17 protein-coding genes and 2 pseudogenes are annotated in these 15,881 nt (G+C 55.3%); 11 read left to right on the forward strand and 8 right to left on the reverse strand.

The annotated features are described in order from the left end of the window. Entirely contained in the window at positions 1 to 789 is a 789-nt protein-coding gene (locus QZ862_RS01875) for a DUF4394 domain-containing protein (RefSeq protein ID WP_296020710.1), read from the reverse strand. Positions 790 to 992: 203 nt separating this feature from the next. Between QZ862_RS01875 and QZ862_RS01880 the strand changes: the two genes are divergently transcribed. Together QZ862_RS01880 and QZ862_RS01885 are read left to right on the forward strand one after the other, a co-directional pair. Continuing rightward, positions 993 to 1,538, forward strand: a complete 546-nt coding sequence (locus QZ862_RS01880) for a sigma-70 family RNA polymerase sigma factor (protein ID WP_296075035.1) — start codon at positions 993 to 995, stop codon at positions 1,536 to 1,538. Further along, positions 1,535 to 2,239, forward strand: coding sequence for an anti-sigma factor (locus tag QZ862_RS01885; RefSeq protein WP_296020714.1), 705 nt, complete (start codon positions 1,535 to 1,537; stop codon positions 2,237 to 2,239). Before QZ862_RS01880 ends, QZ862_RS01885 begins: the two co-directional genes overlap by 4 nt. A gap of 67 nt (positions 2,240 to 2,306) precedes the next feature. On the opposite strand, the gene QZ862_RS01890 is transcribed toward QZ862_RS01885, so the two are convergent. Together QZ862_RS01890 and QZ862_RS01895 are read right to left on the reverse strand one after the other, a co-directional pair. Next, positions 2,307 to 3,125 (reverse strand): alpha/beta hydrolase, encoded by an 819-nt coding sequence (locus tag QZ862_RS01890; RefSeq protein ID WP_296020716.1) that lies wholly within the window; start codon positions 3,123 to 3,125, stop codon positions 2,307 to 2,309. A 442-nt stretch (positions 3,126 to 3,567) separates the two neighbouring features. Beyond that, entirely contained in the window at positions 3,568 to 3,924 is a 357-nt protein-coding gene (locus tag QZ862_RS01895; protein WP_296020718.1) for a hypothetical protein, read from the reverse strand. Between the two features lie 205 nt (positions 3,925 to 4,129). Here QZ862_RS01895 and QZ862_RS01900 point away from each other — a divergent pair, with 205 nt between their 5' ends. Beyond that, on the forward strand, positions 4,130 to 4,339 hold the full coding sequence (locus tag QZ862_RS01900; protein ID WP_296020720.1) for a hypothetical protein: 210 nt from the start codon (positions 4,130 to 4,132) through the stop codon (positions 4,337 to 4,339). A gap of 671 nt (positions 4,340 to 5,010) precedes the next feature. Here the strand turns inward: QZ862_RS01900 and QZ862_RS01905 are convergent. Beyond that, complete coding sequence (locus tag QZ862_RS01905) at positions 5,011 to 5,541, reverse strand: DUF4142 domain-containing protein (RefSeq protein WP_296020722.1); 531 nt, start codon at positions 5,539 to 5,541, stop codon at positions 5,011 to 5,013. 132 nt (positions 5,542 to 5,673) lie between these two features. Between QZ862_RS01905 and QZ862_RS01910 the strand changes: the two genes are divergently transcribed. The 3 genes from QZ862_RS01910 to QZ862_RS01920 all read left to right on the forward strand — a co-directional run bounded on the left by QZ862_RS01910 (position 5,674) and on the right by QZ862_RS01920 (position 7,377). Continuing rightward, positions 5,674 to 5,883 carry a hypothetical protein gene (locus QZ862_RS01910; RefSeq protein ID WP_296020725.1) on the forward strand — a complete coding sequence of 70 codons (210 nt, stop codon included), beginning with the start codon at positions 5,674 to 5,676 and terminating at the stop codon, positions 5,881 to 5,883. A gap of 141 nt (positions 5,884 to 6,024) precedes the next feature. Beyond that, entirely contained in the window at positions 6,025 to 6,273 is a 249-nt protein-coding gene (locus QZ862_RS01915; RefSeq protein ID WP_296020727.1) for a hypothetical protein, read from the forward strand. Between the two features lie 495 nt (positions 6,274 to 6,768). Then, positions 6,769 to 7,377 carry a cysteine hydrolase gene (locus QZ862_RS01920; protein ID WP_296020769.1) on the forward strand — a complete coding sequence of 203 codons (609 nt, stop codon included), beginning with the start codon at positions 6,769 to 6,771 and terminating at the stop codon, positions 7,375 to 7,377. Between the two features lie 74 nt (positions 7,378 to 7,451). On the opposite strand, the gene QZ862_RS01925 is transcribed toward QZ862_RS01920, so the two are convergent. Further along, entirely contained in the window at positions 7,452 to 7,976 is a 525-nt protein-coding gene (locus tag QZ862_RS01925) for a sigma-70 family RNA polymerase sigma factor (protein ID WP_296020729.1), read from the reverse strand. A 605-nt stretch (positions 7,977 to 8,581) separates the two neighbouring features. Between QZ862_RS01925 and QZ862_RS01930 the strand changes: the two genes are divergently transcribed. Then, positions 8,582 to 9,439: a manganese catalase family protein gene (locus QZ862_RS01930; RefSeq protein WP_296097185.1), complete on the forward strand. Its 858-nt coding sequence runs from the start codon at positions 8,582 to 8,584 to the stop codon at positions 9,437 to 9,439. 338 nt (positions 9,440 to 9,777) lie between these two features. Here QZ862_RS01930 and QZ862_RS01935 read toward each other — a convergent pair whose 3' ends face one another. Then, the gene (locus QZ862_RS01935; protein ID WP_296020735.1) at positions 9,778 to 10,947 is read right to left on the reverse strand and encodes a zinc-dependent alcohol dehydrogenase; all 1,170 of its coding nucleotides are present in this window, start codon (positions 10,945 to 10,947) and stop codon (positions 9,778 to 9,780) included. 363 nt (positions 10,948 to 11,310) lie between these two features. Here QZ862_RS01935 and QZ862_RS01940 point away from each other — a divergent pair. The 4 genes and pseudogenes from QZ862_RS01940 (at position 11,311) to QZ862_RS01955 (ending at position 15,066) form a co-directional block, all read left to right on the forward strand. Then, positions 11,311 to 11,825, forward strand: a pseudogene (locus QZ862_RS01940) (PAS domain-containing protein). Between the two features lie 138 nt (positions 11,826 to 11,963). Beyond that, entirely contained in the window at positions 11,964 to 12,914 is a 951-nt protein-coding gene (locus tag QZ862_RS01945; protein WP_296020739.1) for a PAS domain-containing protein, read from the forward strand. A gap of 201 nt (positions 12,915 to 13,115) precedes the next feature. Continuing rightward, positions 13,116 to 13,454 (forward strand): annotated as a pseudogene (locus QZ862_RS01950) (PAS domain S-box protein); the annotation flags it as partial. A gap of 49 nt (positions 13,455 to 13,503) precedes the next feature. Continuing rightward, a complete protein-coding gene (locus tag QZ862_RS01955; protein ID WP_296097186.1) occupies positions 13,504 to 15,066 on the forward strand; it encodes an HWE histidine kinase domain-containing protein in 1,563 nt (520 codons plus the stop codon). 69 nt (positions 15,067 to 15,135) lie between these two features. Here the strand turns inward: QZ862_RS01955 and QZ862_RS01960 are convergent, their stop codons facing one another. Next, entirely contained in the window at positions 15,136 to 15,567 is a 432-nt protein-coding gene (locus QZ862_RS01960) for a response regulator (protein ID WP_296020744.1), read from the reverse strand. A 69-nt stretch (positions 15,568 to 15,636) separates the two neighbouring features. Further along, the gene (locus tag QZ862_RS01965) at positions 15,637 to 15,819 is read right to left on the reverse strand and encodes a general stress protein (RefSeq protein ID WP_296020749.1); all 183 of its coding nucleotides are present in this window, start codon (positions 15,817 to 15,819) and stop codon (positions 15,637 to 15,639) included. Positions 15,820 to 15,881 lie beyond the last annotated feature (62 nt).

Below are 15,881 nucleotides of genomic sequence, written 5' to 3' on the forward strand. Positions count from 1 at the left end.
TCACATAGCCGGAAGAACAGCGATGTCGCGAACTTCATTCTCGACCCCAGTAATCGCACCGACTTCCGTCGCGGCACCGGTTTCGAGATTGACGGTGTACAGCATCTTGTTTGCAGCGAGATAGGCAGTGTTCTTGCCGCCTTCCATGCCCTGAATGTCGAAGGCATAGGTGGCTGGCTTGTCTTTGAGGCCGAGCTTGCCGATTGCCTTCAACGTACCGTCATTCGGCTTGGTCTGCTGGATCAGAGCGCCGATGGTCGCGTCGATGTTGTACATCGCCGTCTTTTCTGGCTTGCCGATGGAGTTGGTATAGGCGGCAGCGACAATGTTCGGGGTTTCGCCCTTGTGCATGTCACCATCCTCGAAGGCCAGCACGCCGTCTACCGTGACTGCACCCGTATCCGGATGGACACGGTGGTTGGTGGTGCCAGTCATGAAACGAAGACGGTCTGCCATCGGGTTGAAGTCGACGACGACTGAACCCTCGGTCATCGTCAGCATCTTGTCCATTTTCGCGAGATCGGTGGCAGCACCGCTTTCGAGATTGATGGTGACGATGCGATGATCCGGGGTAACGCCGATTACCGTCTTTTTGCCGGGGCGGTAGTCGATGCCGACGAGCTTATCGACGCCGGTTACTTCCATGGTCTTTGTCACCGCGGGCTTTTCAGTATCGAACATGACGAGTGTCTTGTCGCCCGTCAGCCCGACAACGGGTGCCGAAAAGGTTGTCGATGCCGTGGCGGCAAAGGCAGCGGAGGCGATCAGTGCGAAACGAATGGTCTTCATGTCTTTCTCCCGTGCGTTCAACATTCAAGAAGGCATCAGGCACTCGGCTCTTGACCCTTCTTTATTGAAGACACCGCAGAGGATGCGTTTGGATGCACGCCATAAAAATAATTTTGAGACTGCATCCATTCGATGGCTGGTTGGGTATAGTCACTGAAAGATGACGCTCTTCAGCGTGGCTTCACGGGAAGGTAAGGATATTGATGGGCTCTGGGCCGGATGATCTGGATAAGGCGCTTGCCGCCTGCGCCAAGGGTGACCGATTGGCACTGCGACGCATTTTTGATCAGGAAGCTGGGCGGCTGGTCGCTGTGGCGCAACGCATCGTCAGGCGTCGCGAACTTGCCGAAGAGGTGGTGCAGGAAGCTTTCATCAGAATATGGACCCACGCTTATCAATACAGTGCCGACCGCGGTTCCGCGCGGGGATGGATTTATGCCATCGTCCGGAACAGAGCGCTCAATCTCCTGCGGGATGGCAGGCGTGAACATTCGGTCGAAGAGGTCGAAACCCTTCAGGAGGCCGAGCAGGCAGACACAATCATGGCGGCGTGGCACCGGCTGGATCGACAATCCCGGCTACACGAATGCCTTGGATCGCTCGATGAGACGAAGCGGCACGGGATTTTGATGGCCTATGTTGGAGGATATTCTCACGGGGAGATCGCTGGAAGACTGCGCATTCCGATCGGGACCGCGAAATCCTGGATCAGGCGCGGGCTTCTGACGCTTCGGGAGTGCATGGCATGACATATGACCGTAAGGATATACCAAACCTCGCCGATGAATATGTGTTAGGTTTGACCGAGAGCGCCACCGCCGCGGAAATCGAGGAAGCCATGGAGCGCGATCCCGAACTGAAGGCGGCGATTGCCGCAAGCCGTGAGCGCTTCCTGCCGCTGGACACTTCTGTTGCAGCCGCAACGGTCAACGAGGCCCTGTGGCATCGCATTGAATCGGCGCTGCCTGCGCAGCGTGGGACAAACGATACGCCTGTTTCCACGGTTGCGAATGACAACAGCAGAAAAGGCTGGAAGATCGCGGCACTTTCATCGATTGCCGCTGCCTTGTTGCTTGCGATCGGTCTTGGATACAGCCTCACTCGCACGATAGAGCCGCTTGTTGTCGCCGTTCTAATTAATGAGGCTGGAGAGGTTCAGGCCGTCGTTGAGGACTTTGGCAATGAACAGGCAACGATCCGTATGCTGGCTGACTTTGCCGTGCCAAACGATAAAGCGATAGAGGTCTGGACGCTTCCGTCCCGGGAAATGGGGCCTGTTTCGCTTGGATTGCTGGAGGGCGTTCACTCGGCTCGCCTTGACGGCCCCGCATTGCCAACCCCGCGTGACAATCAGCTATACGAGATCACGCTGGAACAGGCGGGTGGATCACCAACCGGTCGTCCGACCGGGCCTATACTGGCCAAAGGACTGGCGAGATTTCCGCGCTGACATATTTTGAAATGAGGTCTGATTATTGAGACAGTGGGCGCATGCTGGGATGCGCCCACCCTTCAAATCAGGCAAGAAACTCAATCAGGTCCTGGTTCAGGCGATCAGGTACGGTCGCGAACAGGCCGTGAGGTTCTCCGTCATACTCGATGAGCTTTGCTCCAGCGATACCGTTCGCAGCCGCTCGGCCTGTCGGATCGATTGGTACCGTCTTATCGCCCGTGCCGTGGATGACAAGCGTTGGAACTGTAAACGCCGCGAAATCTGGCCGGAAGTCCGTCTTTCCGAATGCGTCAACGCAATCGATTGTAGCCTTCGGGCTTGCCATGACACCAAGAACGAAGGACCAATCCAGCACGCCTTGGCTGACCGGACTGGTCACGAAGCCGACGCCGTAGAATGTCTTGGCAAAGCTTTGCAGGAAGTCGAAGCGATCCTTGCGAATATCCTTCTTCATGCCTTCGAAGACGCTGACATCAACACCATCAGGGTTGCTCTCGTCCTTGAGAAGATAACCGGCAACCGACGCGACAAGAACTGCTTTCGATACCTTCGACGCGCCATGGCGTGAAAGATAACGGGCTATCTCGCCGCCGCCCATGGAAAAGCCGACAAGCGAAACACTCTGAAGTTCAAGGCCATCAATGACGGCGGCCAGATCGTCCGCGAAGGTATCATAGTTGTACCCGCTTGCAGGATGTCCAGACTGGCCAAAACCACGACGGTCATAGGTGATGACCCTGAAGCCTGCTTCCAGCAGAGCCACTGTCTGGTATTCGAACATATCGCCGGTCAGCGGCCAGCCGTGGATGAGGATGACCGGGCGACCCTCTCCCATATCCTTGACGTGCAGTTTCGTGCCATCTTTTGCTTCGATAAATGCCATCTGGTGACTCCTTTCAAGATGTCACCGGTAAAGCGTGCAACACACATAGAGTTCCTTTGAAACTTTGCCTGGATTCCCGTCACGACGCTTGTTGGATTGCGAGCCCTCACAGCAAGACGGAGGCTGCTAAACCCGCACCGTTATCGTCAAGACCGCTCTTGCCAGGAATCACAACTGGACACTGTAAATTGCGCCTCTAATCACGGTCTAAGCTCTTGATGGGAATCGAACTTTAGTCCTGAAAAGGGTGGGTCGATCTACCGTTATCTCATCCTTGCGGCTCGGAGATTTTCATCAAGCCGCTACAGGTTTATGGGCCGCAATGCTGCCGAACATATCAGTCGTCTCGCTCCGCAGTAGTGAGATGTCAACACAGTTGTATGAAAGACTATCGAAGACGTTGGACAGTCGGCCTCTTCGTTTCATGCCGAGGATAGCAAAATCAATGCGTCGTGCCGCGTTCCTGTGCGGACAGGGCCGCCAGAATATGGCGCATATCTTCCCTTGCGGTGGACAGCACGAAAGGCCCCTGCTCGCTGCCAACAGCGTTGAGGGGTACGAAGAAGATATAGGGAATGGCTTTCGCCTCAAGCTCATCCATAAGCGGCAGCATGAGTTCAGGCCCATAGCGCACATCGATAATGGCACTCGCGAAGTTCCAGTCATGACCGCTGCCATCGGTCGGAGAGTAAGGGCCCATCAGGTCTATCGCAATTTCAGACCATGAGGAGACGATCTCGGTCGTCACCGCGTCGCTCTTGCCGAACACGGCTATCGTGAGACGGTCGTTAACCGGCATGCTCTGCTCCTTCCATGGCATCATTGCCTTCTGGTGACTTTATAAGACTGGTCATAGCGCCCAAAGCCGGGGCTTTGCCAGCTAAAACGCGCCGCGTAGTCACCTCTTCATTTATTCCGAACAATCGAATGCTCATTTCGGAACATCACGAAATGTTCATCGTTAGGGCGCGGGAGGAAAATAGATTACAAAAAACACGACAATCATGCCGCATGAACGCGGTTGGGCAATCATGCGCAACGGCACGCTGACAAAGGTCTATCCAAGCAGACACCTTGCCTTGCAGGCGGTGAAAGAAGAGATGACCCGCCACGCCGCCCATTCCGGCAAGGCCGGAAAAGAGTTGCGCCACCCGGCAGGCACCTTCCGGGAAAACATGGGCATGCGCGGCAAACTTGAAGCGGGAAGGCGTTGAGCGCTTACCCGCTCACGGAACCTCAGGCTCCGTCCCGCGTTCGGCAAAAGAGGCGTATTGCGCTGAAAGACGAAAGCGGGGCGGATTCTTGGCGCCTTTTGCCGTGATCATCTTGTCCTACACTAAACGCCAAGCGATACAGCCTCACCCACGGAAGGCGGTTTCCATGCGGGAGAAGGACTGGTACTGCCGTACTCCAAAAGCAGCGATCCACCATCTCTGATCGCAATGCGGCTAACGCTTCTAGTCACGGTCACGCTCTTCAAGTTGCTGCTGTTTGGCATTCCCGTTTCTCTGGGTTTCCGCGCCGGACTAGGAAGCAGGTTACGGGTACGCTTTGGCGGGAGCGTTGGGCGGTACGCTTCCCGCTAATTGGCCTTTGCGGCGTCGCCACTTTCTTTCGCTTACACCCTCTTCTACGCTGGCGCGCTAATACTTCTACTCAGCGAGCTCGTTACCTGTTATTCGGCGGATTTCCACGCTTCACGAGCGGAATCTTCTCGACTGCCTATGTAATATCCGGGATGCTCGGGTTGAAACTTTTGCTTGATACGGCATCGCTGAGATAGTTCGTCTATGCCAAAATCGAGGTGGAGCTACGTAGCGCGCCCTGTCTACCGTCAGTCTAACGGAAACCGATCTGTAAGTCAGCAGTGGAGTAAAATGAATGACTACTTCTCCATGGCTTGAACCATTTCCAGATGATGCTGGAGCGCTGGAAGGTTGTCGGAAGCCCACTTCTTCAGCTCTGCATGATCGCCGCCTTCCGAATATCGCTTGAAGAGATCGACGGCATTCTCATGTGCAGTCACCTGATCTTCTCGGTACTGCCCATCGAACTCGGCGCCATTCAACTCCTTCAGGTCATCCAGCATTTCCGATTGAGATGAGGAAAGCGTGGGGGATGGCGTTGCTTTGAGCTTGCCCGACTCGATCATCTGCTTGAGACTGCCTGTGACCTTCTCATGGTCGGTGATCATCTGCTGCGCGAAACCCTTCGTCTGCTCGTTGCCGCGTTCCAAAGCAAGCTTGCTGGACTCGATTTCGAACAGATCGCTGGCAGAGGCCTCGCGAACGAAGTCTTCTGTCGAGGGCGCAATTCCCATTACGGAATTGACGCCGGTTCTTTCTGCCGCCGATTGTGCCGCGACAGGACCTGTTATGGCGGCAGTGATGGCAAGTGTTGTAATAAGGACCTTCATGTCTGTTAATCTCCCTTTATTGGACAGTCGGCTCTAACAACCATAGCAATCGTAGGTTCCAAGTACCTTTGAGCGTCTTACCCGGAACCCGGCATCGTCCGAGAGGTTAGGAGAGCCGAAAGGAAAAAGGGCATGAACACCAAAACACCATCAGAAGGCGCTGCCGGAACGACTGACCAATGGCCCCGATGGGAAGGCCCAACCAATCAGACGCCCAGGGGTTATATGCCTGCCAAGGATAATCCTGAAAAAGACCGAGATGCCGTCGGTGAGAACTTGAAGGATCCAGAAAAGCGCAAGATCAGCGACGCATTGAAAACGCGGGAAGACGAAAAACAATGAAAATAGAAAGGAGGTACGATGAAAATGGTAGGCACTGCAAAATGCAGTGATCCAAACCGGAAAACGTTACGTTGTACGTGATGGATAACCCGAGCACGCAGCAGGATACTTATCTGCGGTTCTTCATGTCGGAACGGAAGAATGCCGAAATACTATTTCAACGTATTGACGGTTAACGGCAGGATGGAAGACCCGGAAGGCACCGATCTTCCGAGCATGGACGAAGCTTACGTTTCCGCTATCGAAGATGCCCGTGCACTGATGAGCGAAGCGATTCTGGAAGGAAAGGATATTTCTTCGAGAAAGATCGAAATTTGCAATGAAGATAACTCACCGTTGCAGATCGTACCATTCCGGGAAGCGCTGATTGTGATAGATTTGCCCAATTGAATTAGAAATTATTACCTGCGACAACCTTTAATTCCTTCCTGCGCAGCAAAAAACTTGCGCTGAGGTACGGTTGCGAACATTTACCGCTGCGCGTATGCCGCCTATAGTTTTAGGACATTCTTCTTTCCTCAAGCGCAGGCCGAGTTCCGTTGCTCGGAAGGTAAAATGTCGTTTCATTATCAACATCAAAGCCCGGGCGTCTTCCTTGATGATGACCTGCGGATTGTCCAGACAGCTTATTCGGGTGTGATTGGGGAAGGTTGGAAGACCTTAGAGCCTTGTCACGCAGAAGTTGCACGTTACGTTCTCAGAATGTACGACCGGGGCATCGTGGACCCACAGAAGCTGCAACAGATAACGAGCTTACACTTTCGAAGCCGTCTCCGACTGTCGAAACAAGCCTGACGTTTCCCTGTTCTAACAGGAACAATCTTTCCCTTTCACGGTTAGCGGAGCATCTTACCACATCGCTTGGCTATCGAGGATGTCATGAACATTGGTGAAAGAGGCGGTGGTGACTGGCGCCATCTATGCATCGATATGCAACGCATGTTCTCCGAACCCACCCCCTGGCATGTCGACTGGATGGGGAACATCCGCGATAATGTCGGGCGCGTGGTTGACGAATGGCCGCACAAGACGATTTTCACCCGCTTCGTTCCGCCGGTGAATGCGCGCGCGGCAGTCGGACAGTGGCAGCGATATTACGAAAAATGGTGGATGATGACAGGCGAACATATCCGCCGCGAGCTTACCGAAGTCATTCCCGAATTTGCCGGCTACATTCCGCCTGCTCAGGATTTTTTGAAATCCACATATTCCCCGTGGACCGATGGAAGGCTGCATCAAAAATTTGCGCGAGAGGGCGTCGAGACGCTGGTCGTCTCCGGCGGTGAAACGGATGTCTGCGTGCTGGCAACGGTCTTGGGTGCAATCGATCTTGGCTACCGCGTATTTCTGGTTCGGGATGCCGTGTGCAGTGCGCAGAACGATACCCATGATGCGTCGCTCGTGCTTCTCGGCGGACGTTTCGCCTCGCAACTCACGCTCGTCAGCACCGACGAGTTGTTGGAAAGCAGCCGCGAAATTCTCCTTCATCCATGATCAAAAACACAGAGAAAAATCGAGTGCGGCGCTTCCAGAGGAAACGCCGCGCTCTATAACTTGTCGGTTTGAGATCAGTAGAGATCGCGTCTCAACGCTTCGCGCGCGCGGCTGACCCTGCTCTTGATGGTGCCAATGCGGCATCCGCAAAGATCGGCGGCATCGGCATAGCTGGTACCATCCGCAATCAACAGAAGCGCCTTCTTCTGATCGGCATCGAGATCGCCAATGGCGCGCATGACCTGCTGATGTTCCAGCCGCCATTCCTGGCTGGGCAATGTCGAAATCGTGTTTTCAATGCCGAGAGGTAGGCCGACACGCTCTCGCTGGGCAACCTTGTAACGGGTGCAGAATGTATTGCGCATGATGGTGAAGAGCCAGGATTTCAAAGCCGTTCCAGGTGTGAAGCGGTGAATGGCACGCAGGCCTCTCAGCATGGTTTCCTGAACGAGATCATTGACGTCTTCTTCCGTTCGCACGAAACGTCGTGCGAACGCCGACAATGCCGGGCTCAGATCGGCGATACCTGCGCGCAACTCTTCAAGCTGCGCTTCAGTCGTCGTGATTTCGGATGTGGTCTTGGTGGCATGAGTATCCATATTCCCCTTCGTTGATATGGAACCAATGCATCCCGGCAGCTTACGTTGCGGTACGCGAGCGTACCGACCGTAGTTGAGTGACGATCTTCTGATGGAACAAAGGGGAGAAAATCCGGTTCGGCACGGCAACAGAAGGGGAGATCAAATGCGAAAAAGAGCCATCATCGTTGCCGCTCTGGTCATCGTGGTTGCGCTGGCCCTGACGTTTTATGCTTCGCGGGAGGATACAAGGCCCGGGCAGCCTTCACCTCACGCGATCGATCAGAGTCAGTGAATCCTATTTGATCGAGCGAGCGTTTCAGGCGCAGAAGTCTGAAAAAGACGAAAGGCGAGGTTGCCTCGTTTTCAACCAGCTTGAAACCGTCGCCGTGCTTGTCGATCCAGTCCTCGATCTTGTCCGGCCGATAAGCGGTGCTGAGTTGTGCGCCAGTTCACGTTGCTGCCGATCCAGAAAATCCTTGTAGAAATTGTCTAAACGGGCGCCGGTATTTTTGTAGGCTTTCTCCTGTTTAAACAAATCTGACCGTCTGCATTTATCTATGAACCATGCCGACACCTCCATGTTCGGGCCGCGTAACCAACGGTCAAGACAGTAGGAGAGGCCAATGTTCAGCTTCGATAAGCGTTTACAGTATCCTGTAAAGGTCAATTCCCCCGATCCGGTTTTTGCGCGCTTGCTTCAACAGGCGATTGGAGGCGTTGAGGGCGAAATTCGTGTTTGCATGCAGTATTTTTTCCAAGCGTGGGGCGCGCGCGGCCCCACCACCAAGTATCGCGATATGCTGTTGCACACGGCAACTGAAGAAATCGGTCATATCGAGATGCTTGCGACGGCTGTCGCACTCAATCTTGACAAGGCCCCAGCCAGCCTTGCCGAGGTAGGTGCAGCCGATGGAATAGTGGGCGCAGTCATGAGCGGTGAAAATCCACGACATGTGGTTGAAGGCATGCTGCACAGGCACATTCTCTCGACTGGGATGGCAGCTTTTCCCGGCAATTCGGAAGGGGTGCCGTTCGATATGTCCCATATCTATGCGAGCGGAAATCTTGCTGCGGATATGTACTGCAACGTGGCGGCAGAAAGCACCGGCCGGGTGCTCGCCACCCGTCTTTACAATGCCGCACACGACGACGGCATGAAGGACATGCTTCATTTTATGATCGCTCGCGATACCATGCATCAGCAACAATGGCTGGCAGTTATCGAAGAGTTAGGTGGACACGAAGGCGCACTCCCAATCCCGAATAGCTTTCCGCAGGAAAAAGAAGATCAGACCCATAATTACGATTTCTTCGCTACGGCATCGGATGGCTCCGTTCCGCCTCCAGCGCGGTGGAACGAAGGCCCATCAGTCGATGGGAAGGGGCAATTCACCGTCTTCCAAAACGTGCCGATGGGGGATGAGCCCGTGCTAGGACCAGCGCGCCCGGATAGCGGCGCGCAAAATGAACAAATCGGCTAGCGCTGGTTAGCTGGGCCGACCTTTGGGTCGGCCTTCTGTTTTATGGGCAGCCTCAAACATACCGGGCATGAATTTGACAATCAAAACCCTCCGGTAGAATGCGAGCTTACTCGCTCAGCACATGAGCCGCTTGATCTGTTGAACCAAATAGTCGTTTTGACAAATTTGGTCTTCATTACGCGGCACATCTCACTATAATTCTGACGCATAGGCCCGTTGCGAACGCAGCAGCTTGCGTTAGCCACAGAAACGTCGCTCGTCCAGACCGATGCCCTCCGAAGGCACCAGTGACGATTGCTAAGCCTTCGTTGAGTCGGCCGATTATATGCTCAAGTCCCTCACGGCTTGAGGACAACCTTGACGCAACCGTCCTTCTTCTCAAGGAAGGTCTTGTATAGGTCTGGCCCGTCTTCGAGCTTGCCGGTGTGTGTGATGATAAAGGATGGATCGATCTCGCCGTTTTGGATGCGATCCATCAGAACTGGCAAATAATGCTGCACCGGGGTCTGGGCCATTTTGAAAGTAAGTCCTCGGTTGATTGCTGATCCCATTGGGATCTTGTCGAGGAAGCCGCCATAAACTCCGACAATCGAGACCGTACCGAAATTACGGCAACAATGAATGGCCTGGCGGAGAACGTGTGGCCTGTCCGTTCCCATGAACGTCGCCACCTTGATCCGGTCGATGCGCGCATCCCAGCTTGCGGATGGGTCGGATTCCGTCCCCACTGCATCTATACATGCGTCAGCGCCACGACCATTGGTCAATTCCATGATCTGGTCGTAGATGTCGCCTTCGAGATAGTCGAGCGTGATCGCACCAGACATCTTTGCCAACGCCAGCCGCTCTGGCACACTGTCGATGGCGATGACCCGTTCTGCTCCTAATATGAAGGCCGATTTGATCGCCATCTGGCCGACGGGACCGCATCCCCAGATGGCTATCGTATCGCCCGGCTGGATGTTGCAAAAGTCTGCCGCCATGTATCCGGTTGGAAAAATATCTGAAAGAAACAGAACCTGATCGTCGCTCAAACCGTCCGGCACCTTGATCGGACCCGCATCAGCGAAAGGCACCCGCAGATATTCCGCTTGCCCGCCGCTATAGCCGCCCAGGAGATGGGTGTACCCGAATAGTCCGGCCGGCGAATTACCCCAGATTTTGGTGACTTTCTCCGGCTTTGGATTAGATCGCTCACATCCCGAGAAAAACCCACGTTTGCAGAAGAAGCATTCGCCACAGGCGATCGTGAAAGGTACGACAACACGGTCGCCGACCTTTAGCTTCTTGTTATCCTTGCCAACCTCAACGACCTCCCCCATGGTTTCGTGGCCCATGATGTCGCCGTGATGCATTTCCGGCATTATGCCGTTGTAGAGATGCAAATCGGAACCGCAGATCGCGCAGGCCGTGACTTTGATGATCGCATCCCGGCCATCCTGGATTTCAGGGTCGGGAACGCTCTCGCAACGGATGTCGTGCTTGCCGTGCCAGGTCAAAGCCTTCATTTTCGTGATCCTCGCTGTAATCGATCGATACGCGGACGAACCAAGAAGCGTCTGAGGTGTTCCAGACATGCGGTTGACTATTTTAGCGTTAGCTTGGATTTAAGCGGAGCATGTTCTCGTCAACGGCGCGATTCTGCGATGCTGGGACGATATGCGCGTTGAAAGCGTTAGAGCCTCAACATGGTTTAAATTTTCCTGAGCGACCTGTTACTAAACCCGGAGACATGCGCAGTGGAGGCTTCCAAAACGATAAAATTGCTGGAGGAACGCCTTGCCCGCGCCGAGGCGCAACTGGCCGAAACAGCAAGACTTGAGGCCGCTGCGCGAGAAAGCAACGCCCGGCATCGTCTCCTGATTGGTACCGTGGCTCAAGCCGTTTGGGAAACGGACGCATCGGGTGTCGTTACGACCGACAGCCCGAGTTGGCGGTCCTATACTGGCCAGACACTGGACGAGTGGCTCGGGTACGGCTGGTTGGACGCGGTCCACCCCGATGACCGTGCCTTTGCAGAACGGCAATGGCAGCATGCAATTTTGTCAACGCCGAGTTTCGACTTCGCGCCCCGGACGGAGGGTGGCGCTGGACCAATGTCCGCGCAGCGCCAGTGCTTGACGCGGCGGGAAGGATCGAAAAATGGGCGGGTATCAACATCGACATCGACGCCCGCAAGCGTGCCGAGGCGGCACTTTTCGAAAGCGAAGCGCAGTACCGCCTGCTATTCGATGGCATAGCAGACGGGTTTGGTGTGCTTGAGGTGTTGTTCGACGAAAACGATAGACCGTTCGACTATACGTTCCTGAAGATAAACCCTTCGTTCGAAAAACAGACCGGACTGATCGATCCGGTAGGTCGATCCATACTGTCCATGGCACCTTAGCACGAGCCGTTCTGGATCGAAACCTTTGGCAGAATCGCGCGTGGAGGCAAATCCGAGCGGTTCGACCACCGGGCCGATGCCTTGGGGCGCTGGTATGAGGTTGAAGCTACGCCTGTTGGCGAGCCAGGAGCAAACCAAGTGGCCGTGGTGTTTCGAGACGTACTTCAACGTCGCAAGGCGGAAGAGGCGCTACGCGACAGCGAGGAACGACAAGCGTTTCTGCTAAAGCTCAGCGACGCACTGCGACCGCTCTCGGCACCCTCGGATGTTGCCGAAACCGCGTGCCGCGTTCTTGTCGAGCACCTTGGCGCGAGCCGCGCGCAGCTGACTGAGGTAACCGGCGAACCCGGCGCGGAAGTGGGCGAGACCCGTGGTCAGTACGTCCGCAGCGGACAAGGGATGCCTAAACGCTATCTCCTAAAACTGTTTGGGGAACAACTCGTTGCAATCTTGCGCACCGGTCATTCGCTCGTTCTTTCCAACACGGCCAATGATCCGCGGCTCAGCCAAGCTCAGCGCGAGGCTTTCTCACACGCCGAAAGCCCATCGGCCATTACGGTCCCGCTCATCAAGGAGGGATGTTTCGTTGCCAACCTTACGGTGCATGACCATAAGCCCCGCGAGTGGACAGCCAACGAAATCATATTCGTTGAAGAGACTGCCGAGCGAACCTGGGCCGCGATGGAGCGGGCCCGCGCAGAGGAAACGCTGCGCGAGCGTGAGGCAGATCTCGCGCGGGTACAGCGGATCGGTGAAGTGGGAGGCCTCGACATCGATATCGCCCAAGGCTTGCGGAGCGTTCGCTCCCCTGAATATCTGCGACTTCATGGGCTGCCACAGGATGGCCGAGAGGAGAGTCACGCAGACTGGTTGGCCAGGGTTCATCCCGACGATCGTCACCCTGCAGAGCGTGCATTATTCGACGCACTGGAGAGCGATGGCTTTAGCTATGATGGAGAGTACCGCATCATTCGCCCATCCGACGGCGCGGTACGCTGGATCCATGCCCGCGCTGACATCGAGCGCGACGGCGACGGCAAGGCGGTGCGATTGGTTGGCGCGCATACAGATGTGACCGAACAGAAGTAATCTACCGAAGCCCTGCGTGAAAGCGAAGCGCGTCTGGCCGCCGCCTTCAGGAGCGTGCCTGTGGGGATTGCCGTGATCGACATGTCCGGGCGCGCCACCCTTTCCAATGCAGAGTACCGTCGCTTTCTGCCGAACGGGACTATTCCATCGCGCGATCCGGAAAACGTCGCTCGCTGGCGTGCATGGGATGGGCAAGGGAGGATGTTGCCACCTCACGATTGGCCGTGCGCTCGTACACTCAGAGGTGAAACCGTAGTACCCGGCCAGGAAATGCTTTTTGCCGATAAAAACGGCCGTGACATATGGACAGCAGTCGCGACGGCTCCAACGCGAGACGTGGACGACAAGGTAACCGGTGTCGTCTCAGTGATCAGCGACATTGACATCGCAAAACGAGCACAGGATGCGCTCAGCGAAAGCGAGGAGCGCTACCGCACGCTTTTCGAGTCCATGGACGAAGCCTACGCAGTCGTTGATGTGCTGAAAGATGAGGCAGGAGCCTGGGTGGATTTTCGTTTCGTCGAGGTGAACCCTGCCTTCATCGCCCACACCAGCATGCCTTGGCCAGTGGGGCAAAACTGCCACGGAATTGCTTGGCGCGCCCAATCCTCGTTGGATCAAACTCTACGGGCAGGCGCTGGATACCGGAAAGCCCATCAGGACCGAAGAGGCGGAGCCAACACTGGATCGTATTTTCGACCTCAACATCTTCACGCTGGATCACGACCTCAATCGAGTGGCCGTGCTATTCACCAACATCACGGAGCGCAAGCGGGCAGAGACAGCGCTGCGCGAGAGTGAGGAGAGCTTCCGGCAATTCTCCAACGCCTCCGCATCCGGCCTCTGGATCAGAAACGCGAAAACGCTGAGCATGGAATTCGTAAGTCCGGCTGTCGCCTCCATTTATGGTACTCCGCAAAATGCGTTCATCGGAGACGTCGAACACTGGGCGGCGATGATCGTGCCGGAAGATCGGGACGCAGCTCTGGATCACATAGAACAGGCGCGTATTCGGCGATCTGATGGTTCGTTCCGATGGATCAGAAACACGGATTTTCCCCTCTACGACGAGACAGGCGTCGTGGAACGCATCGGCGGCATAGCTGAAGACGTAACTGAAGCAAAAATGGCCGTCGAACACCAAGGCATCTTGCTTGCCGAGCTTCAGCATCGCGTCAGAAACATCATGGCGATCATCCGTTCTACCGTGGTCAGGTCCGCCGATGGAGCAGTGGATGTGAACGCCTACAAATCTTCGCTGGCAGGTCGGCTGCTGGCTCTCGCCCGGGTTCAGACTTTGCTCACACGTCAGGCCAATAGAGGTGGATCGCTGCGCGGTATCCTCGAAAGCGAGATCGGCGCGCAGGCGCACTCTGAAAATCAGTATGAACTGACCGGCCCCGATCTCATGTTGGCTCCCAAGGCGGTGGAGGTCGTAACATTGGCAATTCATGAACTCTCCACCAACGCTTTGAAATATGGAGCTTTATCGGTGGAGGGTGGCAAGATATCGGTTACCTGGGCTCCTTTTGAGAAGCACGGAACGCCTTGGCTCACTATTGATTGGATTGAGGAAGGCGCGCCATCACGCCCGCCACCGACACGCCGGGGCTTTGGCTCGGAACTGATCGAGGCGAAAATTCCTTACGAGCTTCGTGGCTCAGGCAAAATGACGTTCGATCCAGGCGGTGCTCGCTGTCACATCGAATTTCCGCTTCATGAAGCTGAAAGCATTCTGGAGACTGATGCTCCCGCACAGAGCCGATTATACGGAGGAATTATCGATATGGCCGGAGCGCCAGGCCTCACGGGCAAAACCGTTCTTGTGATAGAGGATGATTATTATGTCGCATCCGATACGGCAGCGGCGCTGGAGGGCGCAGGTGCGAAAGTCATTAGCCCCTGCCCGACTGAGGAAAATGCCTTGGAGCTACTTGAACAGACGACGCCGAATGCCGTTGTGCTCGACTTGAACCTCGGCGGCGGAGGCCCAAGATTTGAGATCGCTCAAATGCTTGTCAAGCGCGGCATACCATTCATTTTCTTGACAGGCTGCGATCCTGATCTGATCCCGGAAGAACTCGCCAATATCGCAAGGCTCCAGAAACCGATCGCGCTGCGCGATGTCGTCGAAGCCGTGAGCAAGGTCTAAAAGAGAACGCTGCAAGCGGAGGTCCAACTGGGACTGGAGCGAGGCGATAGGATTATCAACGACACGCCATCAAGCTCGAATGAAAGTGTGTGTCTCTTCACCGTCACCGGAGGCTGAATGATCTCTGTCAATCTCTGCGAGAAGTGCGATAAGGTCACGCTCGTTACAGGGCTTCGTTAGACAGGGGCAAGCGCGGAACCGATCTGGCAAGTTACTACATTCATATCCCGTTACGAAAACGAAAGGGATATTGTTTTGGCGCAGTTTATCGGCCAACTCGTAAACCATGCTGCCGTTCACGTTGACATCAAGAACTGCGGCATCAAGGCTAACGGATGGCGCGCCGTCTATCCTTTGGAAGGCGTCATCGATATTCGACACCGGACCAGACACTCGGGCTCCCATGGCTTCAAGCTCGGTCGCGATGTCTAAAGCTATGAAAAACTCGTCTTCAACGACAAGTATCGTTTTTCCGCTGAGCGGCAACACGTCACGCGACATTTTGGCTTCTCCATACGGCATTTCAGGGAGGCTCGATCAGCCTCCCTCGCTCATTTGATAACGCATGCCCTAGTGACGTCCACCTTCACGACCGGCTTCCGATGCACGTTCCGGGTCGTTCTTAAAGTTGCCACCAGATTCTTTGCCGCCCTTCGAGGCGACATCGCGCTGTTTGTCCTCGTCCATGGAAGCAAAGCCCCGCTTAGAGGTGTCGCCCTTACCCTGATCGTTGTTGTTCTGTTGATTTGCCATGATCGGCCTCCTGAATGTTGTGATACGTCCTCTTTCGAAGACATCTTCCCAACAACGCGGCG

Source organism: uncultured Agrobacterium sp., from assembly GCA_913777615.1.
In the GTDB taxonomy this organism is placed as follows: Bacteria; Pseudomonadota; Alphaproteobacteria; order Rhizobiales; family Rhizobiaceae; genus Agrobacterium.

Excerpts from the sequence above, each read along its gene's own strand:
- QZ862_RS01965 (WP_296020749.1), bottom strand. The coding sequence starts at position 15,819 with ATGGCAAATCAACAGAACAACAACGATCAGGGTAAGGGCGACACCTCT.
- QZ862_RS01910 (WP_296020725.1), top strand. The coding sequence starts at position 5,674 with ATGAACACCAAAACACCATCAGAAGGCGCTGCCGGAACGACTGACCAA.
- QZ862_RS01880 (WP_296075035.1), top strand. The coding sequence starts at position 993 with ATGGGCTCTGGGCCGGATGATCTGGATAAGGCGCTTGCCGCCTGCGCC.
- QZ862_RS01935 (WP_296020735.1), bottom strand. The coding sequence starts at position 10,947 with ATGAAGGCTTTGACCTGGCACGGCAAGCACGACATCCGTTGCGAGAGC.
- QZ862_RS01875 (WP_296020710.1), bottom strand. The coding sequence starts at position 789 with ATGAAGACCATTCGTTTCGCACTGATCGCCTCCGCTGCCTTTGCCGCC.
- QZ862_RS01895 (WP_296020718.1), bottom strand. The coding sequence starts at position 3,924 with ATGCCGGTTAACGACCGTCTCACGATAGCCGTGTTCGGCAAGAGCGAC.
- QZ862_RS01885 (WP_296020714.1), top strand. The coding sequence starts at position 1,535 with ATGACATATGACCGTAAGGATATACCAAACCTCGCCGATGAATATGTG.
- QZ862_RS01930 (WP_296097185.1), top strand. The coding sequence starts at position 8,582 with ATGTTCAGCTTCGATAAGCGTTTACAGTATCCTGTAAAGGTCAATTCC.
- QZ862_RS01915 (WP_296020727.1), top strand. The coding sequence starts at position 6,025 with ATGCCGAAATACTATTTCAACGTATTGACGGTTAACGGCAGGATGGAA.
- QZ862_RS01925 (WP_296020729.1), bottom strand. The coding sequence starts at position 7,976 with ATGGATACTCATGCCACCAAGACCACATCCGAAATCACGACGACTGAA.
- QZ862_RS01900 (WP_296020720.1), top strand. The coding sequence starts at position 4,130 with ATGCCGCATGAACGCGGTTGGGCAATCATGCGCAACGGCACGCTGACA.
- QZ862_RS01890 (WP_296020716.1), bottom strand. The coding sequence starts at position 3,125 with ATGGCATTTATCGAAGCAAAAGATGGCACGAAACTGCACGTCAAGGAT.
- QZ862_RS01905 (WP_296020722.1), bottom strand. The coding sequence starts at position 5,541 with ATGAAGGTCCTTATTACAACACTTGCCATCACTGCCGCCATAACAGGT.
- QZ862_RS01960 (WP_296020744.1), bottom strand. The coding sequence starts at position 15,567 with ATGTCGCGTGACGTGTTGCCGCTCAGCGGAAAAACGATACTTGTCGTT.